The sequence below is a fragment of the Micromonospora sp. NPDC005299 genome (assembly GCF_042872345.1).
GTDB lineage: Bacteria > Actinomycetota > Actinomycetes > Mycobacteriales > Micromonosporaceae > Micromonospora.
In genome coordinates this window covers 584,772-604,923 of the sequence record NZ_JBIAKG010000002.1, presented here as the reverse complement: position 1 = coordinate 604,923, position 20,152 = coordinate 584,772, and the positions used below count along the sequence as shown (strand labels likewise).

Annotated in this window: 21 protein-coding genes; 13 read left to right on the top strand and 8 right to left on the bottom strand. The window is 75.2% G+C overall.

Going from position 1 to position 20,152, the window contains the following annotated elements; all coding sequences use genetic code 11:
• Positions 1-84 precede the first annotated feature (84 nt).
• On the top strand, positions 85-405 hold the full coding sequence (locus tag ACFYPD_RS08085) for a hypothetical protein (protein ID WP_387110243.1): 321 nt from the start codon (positions 85-87) through the stop codon (positions 403-405).
• 170 nt (positions 406-575) lie between these two features.
• Positions 576-1,685 (top strand): glutamate--cysteine ligase, encoded by a 1,110-nt coding sequence (locus ACFYPD_RS08080; protein ID WP_387110241.1) that lies wholly within the window; start codon positions 576-578, stop codon positions 1,683-1,685.
• 10 nt (positions 1,686-1,695) lie between these two features.
• Here ACFYPD_RS08080 and ACFYPD_RS08075 read toward each other — a convergent pair whose 3' ends face one another.
• Genes ACFYPD_RS08075 through ACFYPD_RS08065 form a run of 3 tightly spaced genes read right to left on the bottom strand, consistent with a single transcriptional unit; the run spans position 1,696 to position 3,081 of the window.
• Positions 1,696-1,962, bottom strand: a complete 267-nt coding sequence (locus ACFYPD_RS08075; protein ID WP_387110240.1) for a YegP family protein — start codon at positions 1,960-1,962, stop codon at positions 1,696-1,698.
• A gap of 50 nt (positions 1,963-2,012) precedes the next feature.
• Positions 2,013-2,393 carry a VOC family protein gene (locus tag ACFYPD_RS08070; protein WP_387110238.1) on the bottom strand — a complete coding sequence of 127 codons (381 nt, stop codon included), beginning with the start codon at positions 2,391-2,393 and terminating at the stop codon, positions 2,013-2,015.
• A 37-nt stretch (positions 2,394-2,430) separates the two neighbouring features.
• Positions 2,431-3,081, bottom strand: coding sequence for an SGNH/GDSL hydrolase family protein (locus tag ACFYPD_RS08065; RefSeq protein WP_387110236.1), 651 nt, complete (start codon positions 3,079-3,081; stop codon positions 2,431-2,433).
• A gap of 256 nt (positions 3,082-3,337) precedes the next feature.
• Between ACFYPD_RS08065 and ACFYPD_RS08060 the strand changes: the two genes are divergently transcribed.
• From ACFYPD_RS08060 to ACFYPD_RS08040, 5 genes are read left to right on the top strand one after another with little or no spacing between them, the layout of a single operon-like run.
• Positions 3,338-4,489 (top strand): sensor histidine kinase, encoded by a 1,152-nt coding sequence (locus ACFYPD_RS08060; RefSeq protein WP_387110234.1) that lies wholly within the window; start codon positions 3,338-3,340, stop codon positions 4,487-4,489.
• Positions 4,489-4,938 (top strand): roadblock/LC7 domain-containing protein, encoded by a 450-nt coding sequence (locus ACFYPD_RS08055; RefSeq protein ID WP_387110232.1) that lies wholly within the window; start codon positions 4,489-4,491, stop codon positions 4,936-4,938. The genes ACFYPD_RS08060 and ACFYPD_RS08055 overlap by 1 nt, the downstream gene beginning before the upstream one ends.
• A gap of 25 nt (positions 4,939-4,963) precedes the next feature.
• Entirely contained in the window at positions 4,964-5,299 is a 336-nt protein-coding gene (locus ACFYPD_RS08050) for a DUF742 domain-containing protein (protein WP_387110230.1), read from the top strand.
• A complete protein-coding gene (locus ACFYPD_RS08045) occupies positions 5,277-5,882 on the top strand; it encodes an ATP/GTP-binding protein (protein ID WP_387110229.1) in 606 nt (201 codons plus the stop codon). The genes ACFYPD_RS08050 and ACFYPD_RS08045 overlap by 23 nt, the downstream gene beginning before the upstream one ends.
• A gap of 19 nt (positions 5,883-5,901) precedes the next feature.
• On the top strand, positions 5,902-7,140 hold the full coding sequence (locus ACFYPD_RS08040; RefSeq protein WP_387110227.1) for a styrene monooxygenase/indole monooxygenase family protein: 1,239 nt from the start codon (positions 5,902-5,904) through the stop codon (positions 7,138-7,140).
• 48 nt (positions 7,141-7,188) lie between these two features.
• Here ACFYPD_RS08040 and ACFYPD_RS08035 read toward each other — a convergent pair whose 3' ends face one another.
• The 4 genes from ACFYPD_RS08035 to ACFYPD_RS08020 form a co-directional block, all read right to left on the bottom strand.
• Complete coding sequence (locus tag ACFYPD_RS08035) at positions 7,189-7,314, bottom strand: hypothetical protein (RefSeq protein ID WP_387110225.1); 126 nt, start codon at positions 7,312-7,314, stop codon at positions 7,189-7,191.
• A gap of 111 nt (positions 7,315-7,425) precedes the next feature.
• Positions 7,426-8,457, bottom strand: a complete 1,032-nt coding sequence (locus tag ACFYPD_RS08030; RefSeq protein WP_387110223.1) for a nitronate monooxygenase — start codon at positions 8,455-8,457, stop codon at positions 7,426-7,428.
• A 48-nt stretch (positions 8,458-8,505) separates the two neighbouring features.
• Positions 8,506-8,928 carry a glutaredoxin domain-containing protein gene (locus ACFYPD_RS08025; protein ID WP_387110221.1) on the bottom strand — a complete coding sequence of 141 codons (423 nt, stop codon included), beginning with the start codon at positions 8,926-8,928 and terminating at the stop codon, positions 8,506-8,508.
• A 24-nt stretch (positions 8,929-8,952) separates the two neighbouring features.
• Positions 8,953-11,751, bottom strand: a complete 2,799-nt coding sequence (locus ACFYPD_RS08020; protein WP_387110219.1) for an FAD-binding and (Fe-S)-binding domain-containing protein — start codon at positions 11,749-11,751, stop codon at positions 8,953-8,955.
• 188 nt (positions 11,752-11,939) lie between these two features.
• On the opposite strand from ACFYPD_RS08020, the gene ACFYPD_RS08015 reads away from it, so the two are divergent.
• The 6 genes from ACFYPD_RS08015 (at position 11,940) to ACFYPD_RS07990 (ending at position 19,536) form a co-directional block, all read left to right on the top strand.
• Entirely contained in the window at positions 11,940-12,800 is an 861-nt protein-coding gene (locus ACFYPD_RS08015; protein WP_387110217.1) for a S1 family peptidase, read from the top strand.
• A 265-nt stretch (positions 12,801-13,065) separates the two neighbouring features.
• Complete coding sequence (gene lanKC, locus ACFYPD_RS08010; protein WP_387110215.1) at positions 13,066-15,705, top strand: class III lanthionine synthetase LanKC; 2,640 nt, start codon at positions 13,066-13,068, stop codon at positions 15,703-15,705.
• Positions 15,706-15,710: 5 nt separating this feature from the next.
• The gene (locus ACFYPD_RS08005) at positions 15,711-15,830 is read left to right on the top strand and encodes a SapB/AmfS family lanthipeptide (protein WP_088974649.1); all 120 of its coding nucleotides are present in this window, start codon (positions 15,711-15,713) and stop codon (positions 15,828-15,830) included.
• Positions 15,831-15,903: 73 nt separating this feature from the next.
• Complete coding sequence (locus ACFYPD_RS08000) at positions 15,904-16,023, top strand: SapB/AmfS family lanthipeptide (RefSeq protein ID WP_387110213.1); 120 nt, start codon at positions 15,904-15,906, stop codon at positions 16,021-16,023.
• 64 nt (positions 16,024-16,087) lie between these two features.
• Positions 16,088-17,755, top strand: coding sequence for an ABC transporter ATP-binding protein (locus tag ACFYPD_RS07995; protein ID WP_387110211.1), 1,668 nt, complete (start codon positions 16,088-16,090; stop codon positions 17,753-17,755).
• Positions 17,752-19,536, top strand: a complete 1,785-nt coding sequence (locus ACFYPD_RS07990) for an ATP-binding cassette domain-containing protein (protein ID WP_387110209.1) — start codon at positions 17,752-17,754, stop codon at positions 19,534-19,536. The genes ACFYPD_RS07995 and ACFYPD_RS07990 overlap by 4 nt, the downstream gene beginning before the upstream one ends.
• On the opposite strand, the gene ACFYPD_RS07985 is transcribed toward ACFYPD_RS07990, so the two are convergent.
• The gene (locus tag ACFYPD_RS07985; RefSeq protein ID WP_387110207.1) at positions 19,466-20,089 is read right to left on the bottom strand and encodes a LuxR C-terminal-related transcriptional regulator; all 624 of its coding nucleotides are present in this window, start codon (positions 20,087-20,089) and stop codon (positions 19,466-19,468) included. The genes ACFYPD_RS07990 and ACFYPD_RS07985 overlap by 71 nt on opposite strands.
• Between the last annotated feature and the right edge of the window lie 63 nt (positions 20,090-20,152).

The following is a 20,152-nucleotide window of genomic DNA, read 5'->3' as shown; positions in this document are numbered from 1 at the left end:
GAACGCAGAAGATCCGGCGTGACCAGGTTTGCCGTGCGGGCGTTCTGGAAACAGAGGGGCGGCTCAACGAGGGGGGACCTGACCATGTCCGAAGCCAGTACAGACCGCGCCGATCGTCCGGCCGAGGTGACCGATCCGCTGTTGTGGGGCCTGTCCGCGGCGGTGGCCGACGCCCACCAGCCCGACGACGACCGGGTCTGCGTCAGCCCGAGCTGCGTCGGCGCAGCCTGGCCGTGCGCCGCCTGGGAGAAGGCGCAGGAGGGGCTGCGCGCCGCCCGGGCGCCGCGTCCCGTGTCGGCGGCCGCCGACACGCCCACCGAGCCGGGCCAGAACCCCTCGACCGGGTGGTCCACCGACGAGGCGCCGGCCGTCCGGGCGGAGCCGCTCGCCGTCACCGCCGCCTGACGGCACCACGGCGGTGATCAGGGCAAACGGTCACCGGGTGCCGGGGACGGACCGTACCGTGAGGTGAGCCGACCGGCGCACCCTCCGGTGCGTCCGTCGCGCCCTGCCCCGCGCGGTACGCCGGCACGCGTCCGCCGCGCCGCGTGCCCGCCGTACCCGGAGGTGAGCCTGTGGCCCCCGTCCCGGCGGTTCGCACGCTCGGCGTGGAGGAGGAGTACCTGCTCCTGGATCCGGTGACCGGGCAGAGCCTGCCGGTGGCCGACCGGGTGCTCGCCGCGCTCTCCGGCCCGGGCCGGGAGCAGAGCCGGCAGGAGTTCCGGCACAGCATGGTCGAGATGGTGACGCCGATCTGCACCGACCTGGCCGAGCTGCGGGAGCACCTGGTGGTGCTCCGCCGGGCGGCGGCCGCGGCGGCCGCGGCGGCGGGGGCACGGCTGGTGGCGGTCGCCGCGACGCCGGTGTGCGAGCCGCACCGCTCGGTGCCGGACAAGGACCGCTACCGCGCCATGTCGCACCGGTTCGGGCCGGTGGCGCACGACCCGGCGGTCTGCGGGTGTCACGTCCACGTCGGGGTGCCGGACCGGGAACTGGCCGTGCAGATCTGCAACCACCTTCGGCCCTGGCTGCCGGTGGTGCAGGCGCTCACCGCCAACTCTCCGCTGCACGACGGGCGGGACACCGGGCACGCGAGCTGGCGCGCCATCCAGTTCGACCGCTGGCCGAGCGTCGGGCCGACGCCACACTTCGAGTCCGCCGCCGACTACGACCGGACGGTGCGGGATCTCGTCGACGCCGGCATCATGCTGGACCCCCAGATGGTCTACTGGTACGCCCGCCCGTCCGTCGCCTACCCCACCGTGGAGGTCCGGGTGGGCGACGTCTGCCCGACGGTGGACGACACCGTGCTGGTCGCCGCCCTGCTGCGGGCGCTGGTCGCCACGACGGCCGGGGACGTGCAGGCCGGCCGGCCCGCGCCCCGGATCCGGGACTGTCTGGTGGCCGCCGCGCACTGGCGCGCCGCGCACGACGGAGTGGACGGAGACCTGGTCGACCTGCTGGCGGGCGGGTCCCGACCGGCCTGGGAGCTCATCGACGACCTGGTCGCCACCGTGACTCCCGCGCTGACCGGCTACGGGGACCTGAACCTGGTGACTCACCAGCTCGACCGGCTGCGCCGCGACGGCAACGGCGCGACCCGGCAGCGGCGGGTCCTGGTTGACACGGACGGGGACGTCCGGGCGGTCCTGGACGAGCTGGCCGCCCGGACCCTCGACGCCTGAGCGCCGGCGGTCAGACGGGCGGGATGCCCGACCGCCCGATCCGGGCCAGGTCGGGTTCCCCGTCGACCGTCCGGCTGGGCGGCGTCCCGGTCGGCTCGGCCGGCTCGGTCCGCTCCTCGATCTCGGCGCTGCCGATCTCACGCATCATGTCCGCGACGACCGCGAGGGCGGCGGCCTTGTCGGGATACTGCCGGCCGGTGGCGATGACCTGGCCGTCGTCGCCGAGCAGGGTGAACCCGTAGGTGCCGGTGTCGGCCGCGGCGAGGAGGAACTTCATCCCCGGCCCTTACCCGGAGGGCGGGCGGCGACACCCCCCGGGCCCGGCCGTCAGTCCCACCGGGTGGCCGTCGCGGCGAACAGCTCCGGGTCGCTGGCCACCGGGATCACGCAGAGCAGGTGACCGCCCGGCGCCCGCAGCACGTGGCAGTCGAGCCAGCGGGTGACCGGGGTGGCGCCGAGCCGGACCAGCCGGTCCACCTCGGCGGCCACGTCGTCGGTTTCGATGTCCAGGTGGTGCCGGGGCGCGTCGTCCACCGACTGGACGGCGGTGACCAGCCCGGGCACCACCTCGACCAGGTCGGTGAACTGCGGCTCGGCCGGGTCGGTGCGGGTCGGCGCGCCGAGCGCCGCGGACCAGAACTCGACCGCCGGCGCGGCCGCGTCGCGGGGCGCGTCGAGGATCAGGGCGTACAGCCGGGAGCGGTGCATCGGCCGAGCTTAACCACGATCAGCGTCGATGGCAGGCTCACGCCGACGGGCTGACCGCGCGCAGCCACGCCTGGGCGATCAGCGCGTGGCCGAACGGGGTGGGGTGCACCCCGTCGCGGGTCCACACCCGGCCGTCCACGCCGGCGGCCCGGAACAGCTCGTCCACCGCCACGAGGGTTGCGTCGAACTCGGCGGCGAGCGTGCGGACCACCTCGACCTTCGGGTCGAGGTCCTCCCGCCAGGCGTGCTGCGCGTCGTCCAGCGGGACGACGAAGGGCTCGACGAGGACCAGCCGGGCGCCCAGGGGCCGGGTGGCCTCGAGCAGGTGACGGTAGTCGCGGGCGAAGTCGGCGGCGCTGGTCGGGTCGTCGCGGGTGTAGCGCCGCCAGGTGTCGTTGATGCCGATCAGCACCGACACCACCTGCGGGGCGAGGGCCAGGCAGTCGGTCTCCCAGCGGGCCCGCAGGTCGCGTACCCGGTCGCCGCTGATCCCGCGGTTGAGGAAGGTGGCCCGGTGGCCGGGGTGGCGGGCGGTGAACCAGGCGGAGGCCATCATGGCGTACCCGGTGCCGAGGTCGTCGCCACAGGACCGGTCCCGGCCGGCGTCGGTGATGCTGTCGCCGATGAAGAGCACCCGGCCGCCGCGCGGCACCTCCACCGTCATCCGCCCGGCCCCTTCCCGCGTCACGCCGTTTCCATGATCATGCCGCACCCGGTGCGGGTGATCCGGACGGGGTGCGGGGTGCCGGCCGACCCGCCGGGAAAAATCCGCCGTCCGGCTGTTGCGTTTTGCGACCGCGGACCGATCACACAACCGTGGCAGCGCGGCGACCGGAGTGTGAAAACCTCACCAAGTTGCCCTCCAACGTTGCAATTGGCGCACACCCGATGGTTGACTGCTGCACCATGCCAGAGCCGAAATTCACGGACAGGTCGGTTCTTTCGTGAGAAGCACGGACATCACCCGGCGGCGGGCCACCTGGCGGCAACGGGCGGCCCGCTGGTTGGATCCGACCGTCGCCCGGTGGGACGTCGCACCACCGGAGGCACCCGAACCGCCGCCCAGCGAGGACCCGGGGCCCGGCCCGTGGCCCGCCATCTGCGACCAGTTCGCCCTGCGGATCCTCGCCGCCGCGTACCAGATGGGCACCCACCTGGAGGCCGTCGAGGCCGACGAGCAGGACCCCGAACGCCTGGAGCGGCTCTACCGCATCGACCACGCGAACACCCGGATCCGGCGGCACGCGGAGAACCTCCAGGTGCTGCTGGGCCGCCGGGTCGAGGACGCCGACCCGCAGACCGTCCCCCTGGTCGACGTGGTCCGCGCCGCCGCCTCGGCGGTCGAGCACTACCCGCGCATCCGGGTGGGGCACGTGGTCGAGCTCGCGGTGGTCGAGTTCGCGGCCGACGACGTGATCCGCGTGCTCACCGAACTGCTCGACAACGCCACCCGGTTCTCCCCGCCCACCGCGGCCGTGACCGTGTCCGCGTTCGTCACCGAGGACGGCGGCGTCCTGCTGCGGGTCGAGGACGCCGGGGTGGGCCTGCACCCCGACCACCTCATCCAGCTCAACGCGCTGCTCAGCGGCCGGCCGGCCACACCGGTCACCCTCGACCCCGCGGCCCACCTCGGGCTCGCCGTGGTGGCCCACCTGGCCGTCGCCCACCACCTGCGGGTCACCCTCACCACCCGGCCCGCCGGCGGGACCACCGCGTCCGTGGCCGTCCCCGGCGCGCTGCTCTGCGAGATCCCCGCCCCGCAGCCGGCCACCGCCGCGCCCGCGCCGCCGCCGGCCTGGCCACCCGGCCGGCGCGGGACCGACCCCTGGAGTACGCCGATGGCCGCGCCCCACGACGGCACCAACGGGCCGACCGTCCGGCTCACCACCCTCGACGGGCCGGCCGGCGACTCGCCGGCCACCGCCGGGCTGCCCCGACGGGTGCCCGAGAGCGTCCGCGACCGGGTCCCGGCGCCCCGACCCCCCGCCGACCCCGGCGCGGGCTCCCCGCCCGAGGCGTGGCCGGACGAGACGGCCGCCTTCGCGGCCGGCATCAGCGACGCCCGCACCCCCACCGACCACGAAGGACGGCAGTGATGAACCACGCGTACCCGGGAACCGGCACGGGCAACGGGCTGCCCGACTGCGCCTGGCTGATCCGGCAGTTCGTCGAGGACGTGCCCGGGGTCAACCACGCCATGCTGGTGTCACTGGACGGCCTGCAACTGGCCGCCTCGCACGGTGTCGGCCGCGACCTGGGCGACCAGCTCGCCGCGCTGACCGCCGGCCTGCTCAGCATGGCCGACCGCAGCGCCGCCCTGCTGGAGCTGGGGGCCGCCGAGTACCTGACCGTCCGGTTGCCCCGCGGGCACCTGCTCTTCATGCGGGTGGGCGAGTCCGCGGGCCTGGCGGTGGCCGCCGCGCCCGGCTGCGACCTGCGGGTCGTGTCGTACCGGATGACGCAGTTCGTCGGCGCGGTGTGGCACGCCCTCACGCCGGCCGTCCGGCACGAGCTGCACCGGATGACCGCCGCGCAGGCCCGCTGACGGCCGGAGGACGACGATCATGCCGATGAGGTACTGGAAGGTGCGGCCGTACGTGCTGACCGCCGGCCGCACCCGCACCCGGCAACCGCTTCTGGTGCACACCCTGGTGTCGGTGCCCTACTACGACGCCGTGTTCGCCGCCGGGCTGCTGCCCGAGGCCCGCTCGCTCTACGAGCAGGCCCGCCGGGCGGCCCGCTCGGTGGCCGAACTCTCCGCGGTGTGCGGGATCTCCCTGGGCGTCACCCGGGTCGTCGTCGACGACCTGGCCGCCACCGACCGGCTGCTGGTGCACACCGACCACGACAACGTCGACTTCCGCCTCCTGGAGAGACTGCGCGATGGCCTCCGCAAACTTGCCTGACAGCCCGCTGCTGACCTCGGCGAAGATCGTCATCGCCGGCGGCTTCGGGGTCGGCAAGACCACCTGCGTCGGGTCCATCTCGGAGATCCCGCCGATCAACACCGAGGCGTGGATGACGGCGGCCAGCGAGACCATCGACCGGCTGGACCCCGGCATCGACAAGACGACCACCACCGTGGCCATGGACTTCGGCCGGCTGACCATCGGCCCCGACCTGGTGCTCTACCTGTTCGGCACGCCGGGCCAGCCCCGGTTCTGGCCGATGTGGGACGACCTGTGCCGGGGCGCGGTCGGCGCGCTGGTGCTCGCCGACACCCGGGACCTGGCCGCCTCGTTCCCGGCGGTCAACTACTTCGAGCAGGACAGCGACATGCCCTTCGTGGTCTGCGTGAACCTCTTCGACGGGGTGCTGCACCACCCGCTCGACGACGTCCGCGCCGCGCTCGCGCTGCCGGCCCACGTACCCCTGACCGCCTGCGACGCCCGCGACCCGTCGTCGGTGGCGCGGGCGCTGCTCATGGTCGTGGAACACGCCATGTCCCGCACCCCCCGGCCCACCGCGGGCGCGCTCGCGGCGCGATAGCTCAACCCCTGGAGGAACCATGCGCAGAATCCTGACCGTCGGGGCCGGACAGTCCGGGCTCCAGCTCGCCCTGAGCCTGCAGGCCGAGGGGTACGACGTCACGGTGATGTCCGCCCGGACGCCCGACGAGATCCGCCGGGGCTGGGTGATGAGCACCCAGGCCATGTTCGGCCCCGCGCTCGCCACCGAACGCCGGTACGGGCTGGACCTGTGGCAGGACCGGGCGCCCCGGATCGAGGGGCTGCAGGTCTCGCTCTCCGCGCCGCCCGGCGAGCGGGCGCTGCGCATCGCGTGCCCCCTCGACGAGTCGGCGCAGAGCACCGACCAGCGGATCAAGATGGCCGACTGGCTGGAGCTGTTCGAGCAGCGCGGCGGGACGGTGCTCTACCAGACGGTGACCACCAGCGACCTGGACGGCCTGGCCCGGCTCGGCCGCTACGACCTGACCGTGGTGGCGGCCGGCAAGGGCGACCTGGTCGGCGTCTTCGACCGCGATCCGGCCCGCTCGGTGTACGACGCGCCGCAGCGTGGGCTGGCCGTGGCGTACGTGCACGGGATGACCCCGGACCCGCTGCTGCCGGTGCCGCACGTCAGCTTCAACGCGGTGCCCGGGCTGGGCGAGCTGTTCGTCATCCCCGGACTGACCCACTCCGGCCCCTGCGAGATCCTGTTCTGGGAGGCGGTGCCCGGTGGGCCGCTGGACCTGTGGACCGAGCGGCGCGACCCGGCCGAGCACCTGAAGCTCACCCTCGACCTGGCCCGCCGCTACACGCCGTGGATCTACGAGCGGTGCGCCGAGGTGGAGCTGACCGACGGGCGGGCCACCCTGTCCGGGCGGTACACCCCGACGGTGCGCCACCCGGTGGCGGAGCTGCCCTCGGGCGGGCTGGTGCTGGGCATGGCCGACGTGGTGGTGGCCAACGACCCGATCACCGGCCAGGGCAGCAACACCGCCGCCAAGTGCGCGCACGCGTACCTGGGGTCGATCCTGGAGCACGGCGACCGGCCCTTCGACCGGGACTGGATGACGCAGACCTTCGAGCGCTTCTGGGCCGCGACCGGCGAGGCCGTCACCGGCTGGACGAACGCCATGCTGCAACCGTTGCCGCCGCACGTACAGCAGGTGCTCGGGGCGGCCGCCGGCAACCCGGTGGTGGCCCGGCGATTCGCCAACGGGTTCGCCGACCCGAACGACTTCCGGGACTGGTTCCTGACCCCGGAGGCCGCCGAGCGCTATCTGGCCTCGGTCGCCGGCTGACCGCCCGACGGTCGGGAGCCGCCCCTCGGGTGGCTCCCGGCCGGCCGGTCAGGCGGTCACGTGGGCGCTGTCGCCGGCCGTGGCGGCGAAGGAGGTGCCGCTGACCATCCGCGCGCCGTCCGAGGCGAGGAACACCACCAGCGGCGCGACGTCCTCGGGCTGGACCCACGGCACCCCCAGCGGGGTCTTCGCCCGCAGGGCCTCGACCGCGGCCGCTCGTCGGCGGCGGGGTCCCCGGACGGCGACTTCCCGCCCTCGACGATGGCCTGCGCGGTGCTGTCGCGTTCAGAGGGTGTGGGTCAGCTCCGTGACGATGTCGGCGGCCGGGGCGGACCGGGCGCCGCGCCAGCCGGTGCCGGCCCACAGGTGCAGGCGGTCGGCGTCACCGGCCTGGGCGGCGGCGACGCGCAGCGGCCGGGTCAGGTGGTGCAGCGCCGGGTAGCCGAGCGGGGCGGCCCCCTCGTGGCGCTCGATGAAGTCGTTGCGCAACCCCCGCGCCGGCCGGCCGGTGAAGGCGCGGGTGACCACCGTCCGGTCCCGTCGCGGGTCGGCCAGCGCGTCACGGTGGGTCCGGCCGGTGCCGCTCTCGTCCGCCCGCAGCAGCAGCGTGCCGACCAGCACGCCGACGGCGCCGGCGGCCAGCGCGCCCCGGACGTCACCGGGCCTGCCGACCCCGCCCGCGCCGAGCACGGGCAACCCGGCGCGGCCGGCGACCAGCGCGACCAGGTCAGGCAGCGGGCGCGGCGGCGGCGGGGCGTCCGGGGTGAAGGTGCCCAGGTGCCCGCCGGCGGCGCCGCTCTGCGCGACCAGCCCGTCCACCCCGAGGTCGGCCGCGGCCGCCGCCTCGGCCGGGTCGGTCACGGTGACCAGCACCCGGCTGCCGGCCCGTCGCAGGTCCCGGATCACCGCAGCCGGAGGCAGGCCGAACGTGAAGCTGACCACCGGCACCGGATCGGCGAGGAGCAGGTCGAGTTTCGCCGCCCAGTGGTCGTCGTCCTCGGAGCGCGCAGCGGCCGCCAGGTCGAGGCCGTACGGCGTGCCCTCGGGGGCGATCCGGCTCGCGTAACGGCGGAACTCCGCCTCCGCCACGGGCACCGGGGTGGGCACGAAGACGTTCACCCCGAACGGCCGGCCGGCGGCGCGCAGCTCGGCGATCTCCGCCGACACCGCCTCCGGTGTCTTGTAGCCGGCGGCCAGGAACGCGAACGCTCCGGCCGCGCCCACCGCCGTCGCCAGCCCGGTGGTGGTCGGCCCACCGGCCATCGGCGCGGCCACCACCGGCAGGTCCACCCCGAGCAGTTCCCGTATCCCGTCCACCGCACCAGTCTGCCCGCCCAACGCCGGTCACCTGCTGCGGTCCTCCGGTCAGGACGGCAGGCGTTCGCGCAGCCAGGCCGGTGCCGGGTTCACCACGGCCTGGTCGGGCAGCACCACGGTCGGGACCGTCTCGTCGCCGCCGGTGACCGCCCGGACCGCCGCCGCCCCCTCGGGATCGCGCCAGATGTTCACCCAGTACGCCCGCCCGGCGCGGCGACCCAGCCGCAGGCGCAGGCGCAGGCAGTAGCGGCAGCCGGGCCGCCAGTAGACGACCGGGCGGCCGTCGCGCGCGCTGCGCTCCCGCGCCTCGGCGGCGGGCAGCGACCTCGGGAACACCAGCGGCGAGAACAGCACCGCCAGCACCACGAAGACCAGGAACTCGACGACGGCCACCACCGGGGGGTCCCCGCGGACCGCGACGAGCACCCCGCACACCAGCATCAGGCCGGCCATCCACCAATTGCGCAGCACGTCGCCGGATGCTACCCGCCCCGGTCAGGCCGTCGCGTCGGCCAGCAGTTCGAGCAGGTGGCGGTACGGCTGCCCGGTGGCCCGGGCCATGCCGATCTCGCAGGTGCGGTTCACCGAGGCGTACCCGTCGAAGGAGCGGGCGGCGACGGCGGCGGCCTCGGCGCGGGTGGCCGACGCGGTCAGCTCGGGGTGCAGCAGCCCGCGGTCGCCGGCGAAGCCGCAGCACTGCCAGCCCTCCGGGACCACCACCTCGTCGGCGACGGCGCGGGCCACGGCGAGCAGCGCGTCGTCCAGCCCGAGCCGGGTGGACGAGCAGGTCGGGTGCAGTGCCAGGGAGCCGAGCCGGTGGCGCACGGTGAGCCGGGGCAGCAGTTCGGTGGCCGCGTACGCGACGGCGTCGACCACCCGCAGGCCGCCGGCGTCGGCGTCGGCGAGCAGCTTGGTGAAGCCCTCGGTGCAGGAGGCGGCGTCGCTGACCACCGGCAGGGCGCCGTCGCGGCTGGCCGCCCGCAGCGCCGGCGGCACCCGGTCGCGCACCGCCTGGTAGCCGGCAGTGAGGCCCTTGGAGGACCAGGGCGTGCCGCAGCACATGCTGTCGACCCCGTCGGGCACGAGCAGGCGTACGCCGGCCCGGTCGGCGAGGGTGAGCAGGGCGGCGGCCACGCCGGAGCCGCCCTCGGCCGGCGCGAACAGGGTGCCGAGGCAGGACGGGACGAAGACGGCGTCCGGCTCGCCGACCGGGCGGGGCCGGCGCGGCCGGCCGCCCAGGGGCAGGTCGCGCTGCCACTGCGGGACCCGCTCGGCGCCGAGGACCGCGCGGGCGGCCCGGGTGGCCGCCTCGGGCAGCGCGGGCGGCAGCGCGCCGGCCAGGTCCAGCCCGCGGGCCATGCCCCGGGTGGTGGCGCCCCAGCGGCGCGCGGCGCCCCGCCACCCGGCCTGCGCGGTCCCGCCGTTCCGGTCGGTCCGGAGCCGCTTCACCAGGTCGCCCGTGTTGATGAGGACCGGGCAGGCGGTGGCGCACATGCCGTCGACGGCGCAGGTGTCCACCGCGTCGTAGTCGTAGGCGTCCTCCAGCTCGCTGGCCAGAGCCGGGTCGCCGGCGGCGCGGGCGGCGGCGATCTCCCGGCGCAGCACGATCCGCTGCCGGGGCGTGGTGGTGAGGTCGCGGCTGGGGCAGACCGGCTCGCAGTAGCCGCACTCGACGCAGCGGTCCACCTCCTCCTCCACGGTCGGCACGGTCTTCAGGTGCCGCAGGTGGATCTCCGGGTCGTCACTGAGCAGCACCCCCGGGTTGAGCACGCCGTCCGGGTCGCAGAGCGTCTTGACCTCGCGCATCACCGCGTACAGCTCGTCGCCGAACTGGCGGCGCACGTAGGGGGCCATCACCCGGCCGGTGCCGTGCTCGGCCTTGAGCGTGCCGCCGTGGCCGAGGACCAGGTCGACCATCTCCTCGGTGAAGTCGGCGTAGCGCGCCGGGGCCGCGCCGCCGGCGAACCGCTCGTTCAGCATGAAGTGCAGGTTGCCGTCCTTGGCGTGGCCGAAGATGACGCTCTCCTCGTACCGGTGCCGGTCGAAGAGGTCGGCGAGCGCGGCGCAGGTGTCGGCGAGGGCCTCGACCGGGACGGCGATGTCCTCCAGCAGCGCGGTGGTGCCGGACGGGCGGGCGCCGGCCACCGCCGCGTACAAACCCTTGCGGATGTGCCAGAGCGCGGCGCGGGCGGCGGCCTCGCCGCTGAGCCGGGCCGGGGTGGTCAGCGGCAGGTCGGCCAGCACCGGCCGGGTGGTGGCGACGCGCTCGGCCAGCGCCTCCGGGTCGGACTCCTGCCACTCGACCAGCAGCGCCGCGTGCTCGCGGACCGGCAGGCCGCGCAGCGCGGCGTCCGCCCGCGGGTCCCGCTGGGCGACCCGCAGGGCGGCCGCGTCGAGCAGCTCGATCGCCGCCGGCCCGGCGGCCACCAGCGCCGGCATGGCGGCCATCGCCGCGGCCAGGGTGTCGAAGACCAGCAGCCCGGTCGCGGCGTGCCGGTGCACGGGTACGGTGCGGAAGGTCGCCGCCGCGACGAAGGCGAGGGTGCCCTCGCTGCCCACCACCAGCCGGGTGAGCAGGTCGGCGGGGTCGTCGTGGTCGAGGAAGGCGTTCACGCCGTACCCCATGGTGTTCTTCATGGCGTACTGGGCGCGGATCCGGCGCACCGAGTCGGGGTTGCCGCGGACCCGGTCGCGCAGCCGCAGCAGGCCGGCGTGCAGCTCCGGCTCGGCGGCGCGCAGCCGGGCGTCGGCGTCCGGGGCGCCGGTGTCGAGCACGGTGCCGCTGGGCAGCACCAGCAGCAGTGATTCCAGGGTCCGGTAGGTGTTGAACTCGGTGCCGCAGGTCATCCCGCTGGAGTTGTTGGCGACCACGCCGCCGACCGTGCAGGCGGACTCGCTGGCCGGGTCCGGGCCGAGCTTGCGGCCGTAGGGGGCGAGCCGGGCGTTGACCTGCCGCAGCACCACGCCGGGCTGCACCCGCACCCGCCGGCCGTCGTCGAGGACGGCGAGGTCGCGGAAGTGCCGCCGGGTGTCGACGAGCAGCCGGTCGGTGACCGCCTGGCCGCTGAGGCTGGTGCCGCCGGAGCGGAACGTCAGCGGCGTGCCGGTGCGGCGGCTGTGCCGCAGCAGGGCGGCGACCTGGTCGGCGTCGGCCGGGGTGACCACGGCGCTCGGGTGCAGCAGGTAGTGCGATGCGTCGTGGGCCAGCCTGAGCCGGTCCGCGGCCCGGGTGGCCACCCCGCCGGGCACCACCGCCTCCAGTCCGGCCCGCGCGTCCCCGCTCAGCTCCGCCATGGTCGCCGCACCTCCCCGGCCCACCCTAGTCAGCACCGGACGACGCGCCGCCAACCCCTTGCCCTAGCATCGACCCGGGTGGATACTCGCCGCCACAGCGTTCGCCGAGGTCACACCCCGAACTGATCCCGGCGACCCGGCATGGACGCCGACGCAACCGGCGGCCTTCACCGTCCGAGGAGAAGACCGTGAGAATCCGCCGAAGCCGACTCACCCCCCTGCTCGCCGCGACCGTCGGCCTGGTGGCCGCCGGCGCCTTCGCCGTTCCCGGCGCCGCCTCGGCCGCCGCGCCGAGCTTCACCGCCGACCAGCTGGCCCGGGTCGACGCCGCCGTCGCCGCCTCCGGCGTGCAGGGCATCGCCTGGCGCGTGGACGCGGGCTCCGGCCGCGTCGTGGTCACCGCCGACGACAGCGTGTCCGCCGCCGAGGTCGCCACCATCAAGAAGAACGCCGGCGCCGCGGCGGGCGCGATCCGGGTCGACCGGGCCCGGGGCACCTTCCGTCCGCTGCTGTCGGCCGGCAACGCCATCTACGGTGGCGGCTACCGCTGCTCGCTCGGCTTCAACGCGGTGAAGTCCGGTGTCTACTACTTCCTCACCGCCGGGCATTGCGGCAACGTCGCCAAGACCTGGTACACCGACTCGGGGCTCAAGACGCTGATCGGCCCGACGATCAGCTCCAGCTTCCCCGGCAACGACTACGCCCTGGTCCGCTACGACAACGCCGCGCTCAGCCACCCGGGCGGCTACTCGGCCGCGAACGCCGTCGTGGGTGAGTCGGTGAAGCGGACCGGGTCCACCACCGGGACCCACAGCGGCACGGTGACCGCGTTGAACGTGACCGTCCGTTACCAGGGTGGCGGCACGGTCCGGGGCATGATCCAGACCACCGTCTGCGCCGAGCCGGGCGACTCCGGCGGCCCGCTCTACGACGGCACCAAGGCGCTGGGCATCACCTCCGGCGGCAGCGGTGACTGCCGCACCGGCGGCACCACCTTCTTCCAGCCGGTCACCGAGGCGGCGAGCGCGTACGGCGTGACCGTCTACTGAGCCGGCGCGGCCCGCCACCGGCGGGCCGCACCCGTGACACCCGCGGACCCGCACCGGCCGAGCCGGTGCGGGTCCTCGCTCTCTCCGCCGGGCACCGACGGCGCACGCCGGCACTGGTGGCGCGGCATTCGCGAGTTCAAACTCCGCCGTTGTCACGATTTCGGGGTGCGAAAATCACTGACCGGTCATGACTCATCACACTTTGCTCACTGCTCCGCCGTCCGCAGGATTGACCTCAACCGATCAGCCGGTGGAGGCAGACGACATGGACGAACGGTACGACTCGTACTGCGCGGTCGATCCGCTGTTCTACGACTCGCTCGCCAGCTCGGACGTCGAGGCCCCCGGCTACGCGGCGGACCGCCCGCCGGCGCCCGGCTGGGAGTGCGAGGTCAAGGACGACTGGCTGGTCCACGGTCCGGTCGGCGGTTCCCTCCCGTCCCAGGGGTGGAAGATCCACGTGTCGGCCCGGCTGGACAACGCCGAGCGGGTGCTGGCCCGGGTGATGGACTACTGCCGGCCCCGCGGCATCCCGTTCAAGCACCTGCGCGGTCCGCGGATGCTGCTCATGCGCAACAGCAAGTACGCCCGCCGGGCCGCCAGCGGCAAGTTCATCACCGTCTACCCACGCGACGACGCGGAACTGGAGCTGACCGCCAAGGAGCTGGGCGCGCTGCTCGACGGGGAGAGCGGGCCGTACATCCTGAGCGACCTGCGGTACGGCGACGGCCCGGTGTACCTGCGCTACGGCGGTTTCGCCGCCCGGTACTGCCTCTCCCCCGAGGGCCAGGTGGTGCCGGCGATCGAGGATGCCACCGGCACCCTGGTGCCCGACCGGCGCGACCCGGTCTTCCACGTGCCCGAGTGGGTCACCCTGCCCGACTTCCTCGCCCCGCACCTGGCCGCCCGGAACGCCGCGACCACCACCGACCTGCCCTACCGGATCGAGAAGGTCATCCACTTCTCCAACGGCGGCGGTCTCTACGAGGCCCGGGACACCCGCACCGGGGACCGGGTGGTGCTGAAGGAGGCCCGCCCGCACGCCGGGCTGGACGCCACCGGCGCGGACGCGGTGACCCGGCTGCGCCGGGAGGCCGAGACGCTGCGCCGGCTCGCCGGGGTGCCGCACCTGGTGCGGGTGCACGACGAGTTCAGCTTCGGCGGGCACGAGTTCCTGGCGCTGACGTTCGTCGAGGGGCGCCCGCTGAACCAGCTGGTGGTGGAGCGCTACCCGCTGGTCCACCTCGACGCCGACCGGGACGCGTACACCCGGTGGGCCCTGGACATCCACCGGCAGGTCGCCGAGGCGGTGGACGCCATCCACGCCCACGGCGTGGTCTACGGCGACCTGCACATGCTCAACATCATGGTCGGCGAGGACGGGGACGTCACACTGATCGACTTCGAGGTGGCGACACCCGCCGCGGCGGCCGCGCGGCCGGCACTGCGCAACCAGGCCTTCGCCGCCCCCCGAGACCGGACCGGCTTCGACGTCGACCGGTACGCCCTGGCCTGCCTGCGACTGGCCCTCTTCCTGCCGCTGACCGCGATGCTCCGGCTGGCGCCGGGCAAGGCGGCCCACCTGGCCGAGGTGGTGGCGGAACAGTTCCCCGTCCCCCGGGACCTGCTCGACGAGGCGGTCGCCGTGATCCTCGGCGAGACCGGGACCGAGTCCGAGGCTGAGACCGAAGCCGAGCACCAGCCCGGCCACCCGGACAGGGTACGGATCGACCCGGACGACTGGCCGGCACTGCGGGACCGGCTCGCCGCCGCGATCACCGCGAGCGCCACCCCGCACCGCGACGACCGCCTCTTCCCCGGCGACATCCGGCAGTTCGCCGGGGCCGACGGCGGGCTCAACCTGGCCCACGGCGCGGCCGGGGTGCTGTGGGCGCTGCACGCCAGCGGCGCCGGCACCGACCCCGGGCACGAACGATGGCTGATCGACCGGGTACGGGAACCGGCGTCGGGCAGCCGGCTCGGCTTCTACGACGGGCTGCACGGCGTCGCGTACGTGCTGGACCTGCTCGGGCACCGCGCCGAGGCGCTGCGGCTGCTCGGCCGCTGCCTCGACGAACCGTGGACGGAACTTGGCGTCGACCTGATGAGCGGCCTGTCCGGTGTGGCGCTCAACCTGACCCACTTCGCCGGGCTCACCGGCGACCGGCGGTACGCCGACGCGGCCCGGCAGGCGGTCGACCTGGTCGTCGGCCGGCTCGGCGGGGTCGAGTCGGTCGCCGAGGTCAGCGGTGGCCGCCACCCGTACGCGGGGCTGTTCCGGGGCGGCGCCGGCGTGGCGCTGATGCTGCTGCGCAGGTACGAACTGGACCACGACGGCAGCCTGCTGGACCACGCCGCGACCGCGCTGCGGCAGGACCTCCGCCGGTGCGTACGGCGCGACGCCGGCCACCTGGAGGTCAACGAGGGCTGGCGGACGATGCCCTATCTCGCCGAGGGCAGCGTGGGCATCGGCCTGGTGCTCGACCAGTACCTGCGCCACCGCGGCGACGAGGACCTGCGCACCGCCGCCGAGGCCGTCCGCCGCTGCGCCGACTTCCCGTTTTATGCCCAGTCCGGGCTGTTCGCCGGCCGCGCCGGGATCGTCACCTACCTGGCGGAACGAGGTGAGGTCGCACCGGCTCGCGAGCAGGCCCGGCTGCTGAGCTGGCACGCGCTGCCGTACCGGGGGGCGACCGCCTTTCCCGGCGACCAGTTGCTGCGGCTCTCCATGGACCTGGCCACCGGCACCGCCGGTGTGCTGAGCGCCCTCGTGGCGATCCGGCAGGCGAGCACCGGGCACCTGCCGTTCCTCACGCCACTGCCCGGCGCCGCGCCCGCCCGGCGCACCCAGCTCCCCGGGGGTCACCCCGGGGCGGTCCGACCCGACGCGCGCGGAAGGAGGTGAACGACATGGCCCTGCTCGACCTCCAGGGGATGGAGCTGCCGGCCGCCGAGCGTACCGGCGGTGGCAGCCAGGCCAGCCTGCTGCTCTGCGGCGACAGCTCGCTGAGCGTCACCACCTGCAAGTGACCCGGTGGCCATCGACAGCGATGGCCGCGCCACGAGATCCGACCAGCATCATCACGAGAGAAAGAGGACTGTCATGGCACTGCTCGACCTCCAGGGGATGGAACTGCCGGCCGCCGAGCGTAACGGCGGTGGCAGCCAGGCCAGCCTGCTGCTCTGCGGCGACAGCTCGCTGAGCGTCACCACCTGTCACTGACGATCAGTTCGCCTGGCCCCGGGCCGGCTTCACGCCGGTCCGGGGCCGCGCCCGTGGAGGTGCGATGACCCCGGCCGATCGGCTCCTGTGGCGTGCCGTCGGGTCCGCCGGTTGGTGGACCCCGGCGCTGGCCCTGGTCACCGTGGCCGGTGCGGCGGCCGAACTGGCGCTGCCCGCCGCGCTCGGGCGGGCGGTCGACGCCGCCGTCGGAACCACCGCGGGAGAGTCGGCCGCACGGTGGCTGGCCGTGGTGGGTGGGCTGGTTGTCCTGCTGGCCGGCACGGGCGTGGTCCGCGACTACGGCACCGGCGCGGCCAGCGCCCGTTCCGTCGCCGGCCTGCGCCACACGCTGATCGGCCACGTCCTCGCGCTCGACCCCCGGACCGCTGCCCGCCACCCGGTGGGCGACCTGGTGGGCCGCCTGGTGGGCCAGGTGGCCGACGCCGGGCAGGCGGCCCCGACCCTCGTGCTGGCCGGCACCGTGCTGGTGCCGCCGGTGGGCAGCCTGGTGGCCCTCACCATGATCGACCCGTGGCTCGGGGCGACCTTCGTCGTCGGGCTGGTGCTGCTGGGCGTGCTGCTGCGCGGATTCGTCGCCGACGCGTCCGCCGCGGTCGCCGGTTACCAGCGGGCCCAGGGGAAGCTCGCGGGACTGTTGGTGGAGGCGCTGGCCGGGGCGCGGACCATCGCCGCCGCCGGCACCTCCGGGCGGGAGGTCGACCGGGTCCTGGCCCCGGTCGCGGAGCTGCGGCGGCACGGCACGCGGACGTGGACCGTGCTGGCCGGAGCGGCGACCCGGGGCGCCGTGCTCAGCCCGATGCTGCAACTGGCGATCGTCACGGTGGGCGGGCTCTCCCTGGCCGCCGGGCGGCTGACGCCCGGAGACCTGCTGGCCGCCCTCCAGTACGCCGCGCTCGGCGCCGGTCTGGGCACCGTGGTCGGCACCCTCAACAAGGCCGTCCGGGTCCGCGCCGGCTGTCGTCGCGCCGCGGAGGTGCTCACCGAACCCGCCCGCCGGTACGGCGATCGAACCCTGCCCCCCGGTCCCGGCTGCCTCGAACTGCGCGGGGTCAGCGTGCGGGCCGACGACGGGCGGCCGCTGCTCGACCGGGTGGACCTGCGGGTGCCGGGCGGCGCGTTGCTCGCCGTGGTCGGCCCGTCCGGCGCCGGCAAGTCGCTGCTCGCCGCCGTCGCCGGCCGGCTGCGCGACCCCGACGCCGGTGAGGTGCGGCTGGACGGGACGCCGCTGCCCGAGCTGTCGGCGGCGGCGCTGCACGCGGCGGTCGGCTACGGATTCGAACGGCCGGTGCTGGTCGGCGAGACGGTGGGCGCCGCCGTCGGGTGCGGCGCGGACCCGGCGCCGCTGGCCCGGGCGGCGGCCATCGACGACTTCGTCGAGCGGCTGCCCGACCGGTACCGCACGTCGTTGGCCGACGTCGCCATGTCGGGCGGGGAACGCCAGCGGCTCGGCCTCGCCCGCGCACTGCGGGCCGAGCGGCTGCTCATCCTCGACGACGCGACGTCCAGCCTGGACACCGTGACCGAGCACCGGGTGAGCCGGGCGCTGACCGACCGGGCGGACCGACGTACCCGGATGGTGGTGACTCACCGGGTCGGCACCGCCGCCCGGGCCGACCTCGTGGTCTGGGTGGAGGGTGGGCGGATCCGCGCGGTCGGTCCGCACGCCGTGCTGTGGGACGACCCTGGCTACCGGGCGGTGTTCCGGTCGTGACCGGGGTCGGTGCGGTGATCCGGTCCGCGCTGCGGGCGCGGCGGGCGGCGCTCTCCCGGCTGGCGGCCTGGTCGGTGGCCGAGGCGCTGCCGGCGGCGCTGACGGGGTTGCTGACCGCCCGGGCCGTGGACGCCGGCTTCCTGGCCGGCCGCCCGGCGGTCGGGCTGCTCTGGCTGGGGCTGCTCGCGGCCGCCGTGCTGGTCGGCGCTGTGGGCACCAACCGCGCGTACGCGTGTCTCGGCGACGTGGTGGAGCCGTTCCGCGACGACCTGCTGCGCCGGGTGGTGGCCGGCGCGCTGGCCGGCGCGACGGACGGCCGGGTCGACGACGCGGCAGTCGGCCGCCTGACGCACCAGGTGGAGATCGTCCGGGACACCTGGGCCGGCCTGCTGACGGTGGTTCGCGGCTTCCTCTTCGCCGCGTGCGCCGCGATCGTCGGGCTGTTCTCCCTCGCCGCTCCGGTCGCCCTGCTCGTCATCGTGCCGGTGCTGGCCGGCCTGGGCCTGTTCGCGGCGGCCGTGCCGGCGATGATCGCCCGCCAGCGCGAGTACGTGCTCGCCGACGAACGCCTCACCCGGGCCGCGGTCACCGCGGTCGCCGGTCACCGCGACGTCTCGGTCAGCGGCGCGCGGGACCAGGTCAGCCGGTGGCTCGGGCGCCACGTCGACGCACAGGCGCGGGTGGAGGGACGGCTGGCCACGATGGCCGCCACCCGTGGACTGAGTCTGGCCCTCGGCGGATGGCTACCGGTGCCGGTGGTGGTCCTCGCCGCCCCCTGGCTGGTCCGGCAGGGCCTCGGGCCGGGCGCGGTGCTAGGCGCCCTGGTCTACGTCGTCCGCGGCGTGCAACCGGCCCTGCACACCCTCGTCCAGGGGGTGGCCGCCGGAGGGCTCCGGTTCACCGTCACCCTGGACCGGCTGCTGCGCACCTGCGTCCCGACCGCCGAGCACACGCCCCCGACCGACGCGGTGCGGACCGCGCGGCGGGACCCGCCCGCGTTGTCCCTGCGCGACGTGACGTTCCGGTACGGGCCACACGCCGACCCGGTGCTCGACAGCCTCGACCTCGACGTGCCCGACGGCGACCACCTGGTGGTGGTGGGTGCCAGCGGGATCGGCAAGTCCACTCTGGCCGCGGTGATCGCCGGGGTGCTCCGTCCGCAGTCCGGCACCATCGAGGTGGGCGGGACGCCGGTGGCCGGTGCGACGGCCACCGAGCTGGCGCGGCGACGGGTGCTGATCCCGCAGGAGGCCTACGTCTTCACCGGCAGCGTCCGGGACAACCTCCGCTACCTGCGGCCCGATCTGGCGGACCCGGCGATCGTCCGGGCGGCGGCCCGGCTGGGCCTGTCCGGGCTGGTCGACCGCCTCGGCGGCCTGGACGCGACGCTGCGTCCGGCCGGCCTGTCCGCCGGGGAGCGCCAGCAACTGGCCCTGCTGCGCGCCTGGCTCTCGCCGGCGCCCCTGGTGATCCTCGACGAGGCCACCTGCCACCTCGACCCGGCCACCGAGGCGCGGCTGGAGACCGCGTTCGCCGACCGGCCCGGCACGCTCGTGGTGATCGCACACCGGGTCAGTTCCGCACTGCGCGCCCGCCGGGTGCTGCTGCTCGACGGCCACCACGCGCTGCTCGACAACCACCAGGAGCTGCTGGCCCGTTCGGCCGCGTACCGGGAACTGGTGGGCTACTGGGAAGGCGGGGCGGAGCCGGTCAGATCCAGCCGGACTCCCGAGCGATCCGCACCGCTTCCAAGCGGGTCCGCGCACCGGTCTTCGCCATGATCCGGGACAGGTGGTTGCGCACCGTCCCCGCCGAGACCGCCAGCTTCTCGGCGATGTCCCGGACCGGATGCCCCTCGGCCGCCACGTCGAGCACCTCCCGCTCGCGGGGGGTCAGCGGGCTGTCGGTGACCTCCAGCGCCGCGACCACCAGGTCCGGGTCGAGCACCACCTGGCCGCGGGCGAGCAGTCGTACGCCCTCGGCGATCCGCTGCGGCGGCACGTCCCGGCTGAGGAAGCCGATCTGTCGTCCGTGCTCGGCGAGCACCGGGCGGACCCGGGCGGCGCGGCGCTGTTCGACCAGGACCAGCAGCCGCCCGCCGCCGTCGGGGGCGGCGGCGGCGATCCGGGCGAGCTGGTGCAGCGGTACGAGGTCGGCGTCGACGACGGCGACGTCGGGCCGGTCGTCCGCCAGGGCGTCACGCAACGCGTGCGCCGTCGCCGCCTCGCCGACGATGTCGATGTCGTCCTCCGCGGCCAGCAGGTGGGCGAGGGCGCCCCGGATCAACCCACCCTTGAGCGCGAGCAGCGTGCGGACCATCGCGACTCCGGACATGACCCCCCGATTCCTGACGTGACGTGCGCGCCTGGTGACGCACCGTCAGGAATTTAATCGAAG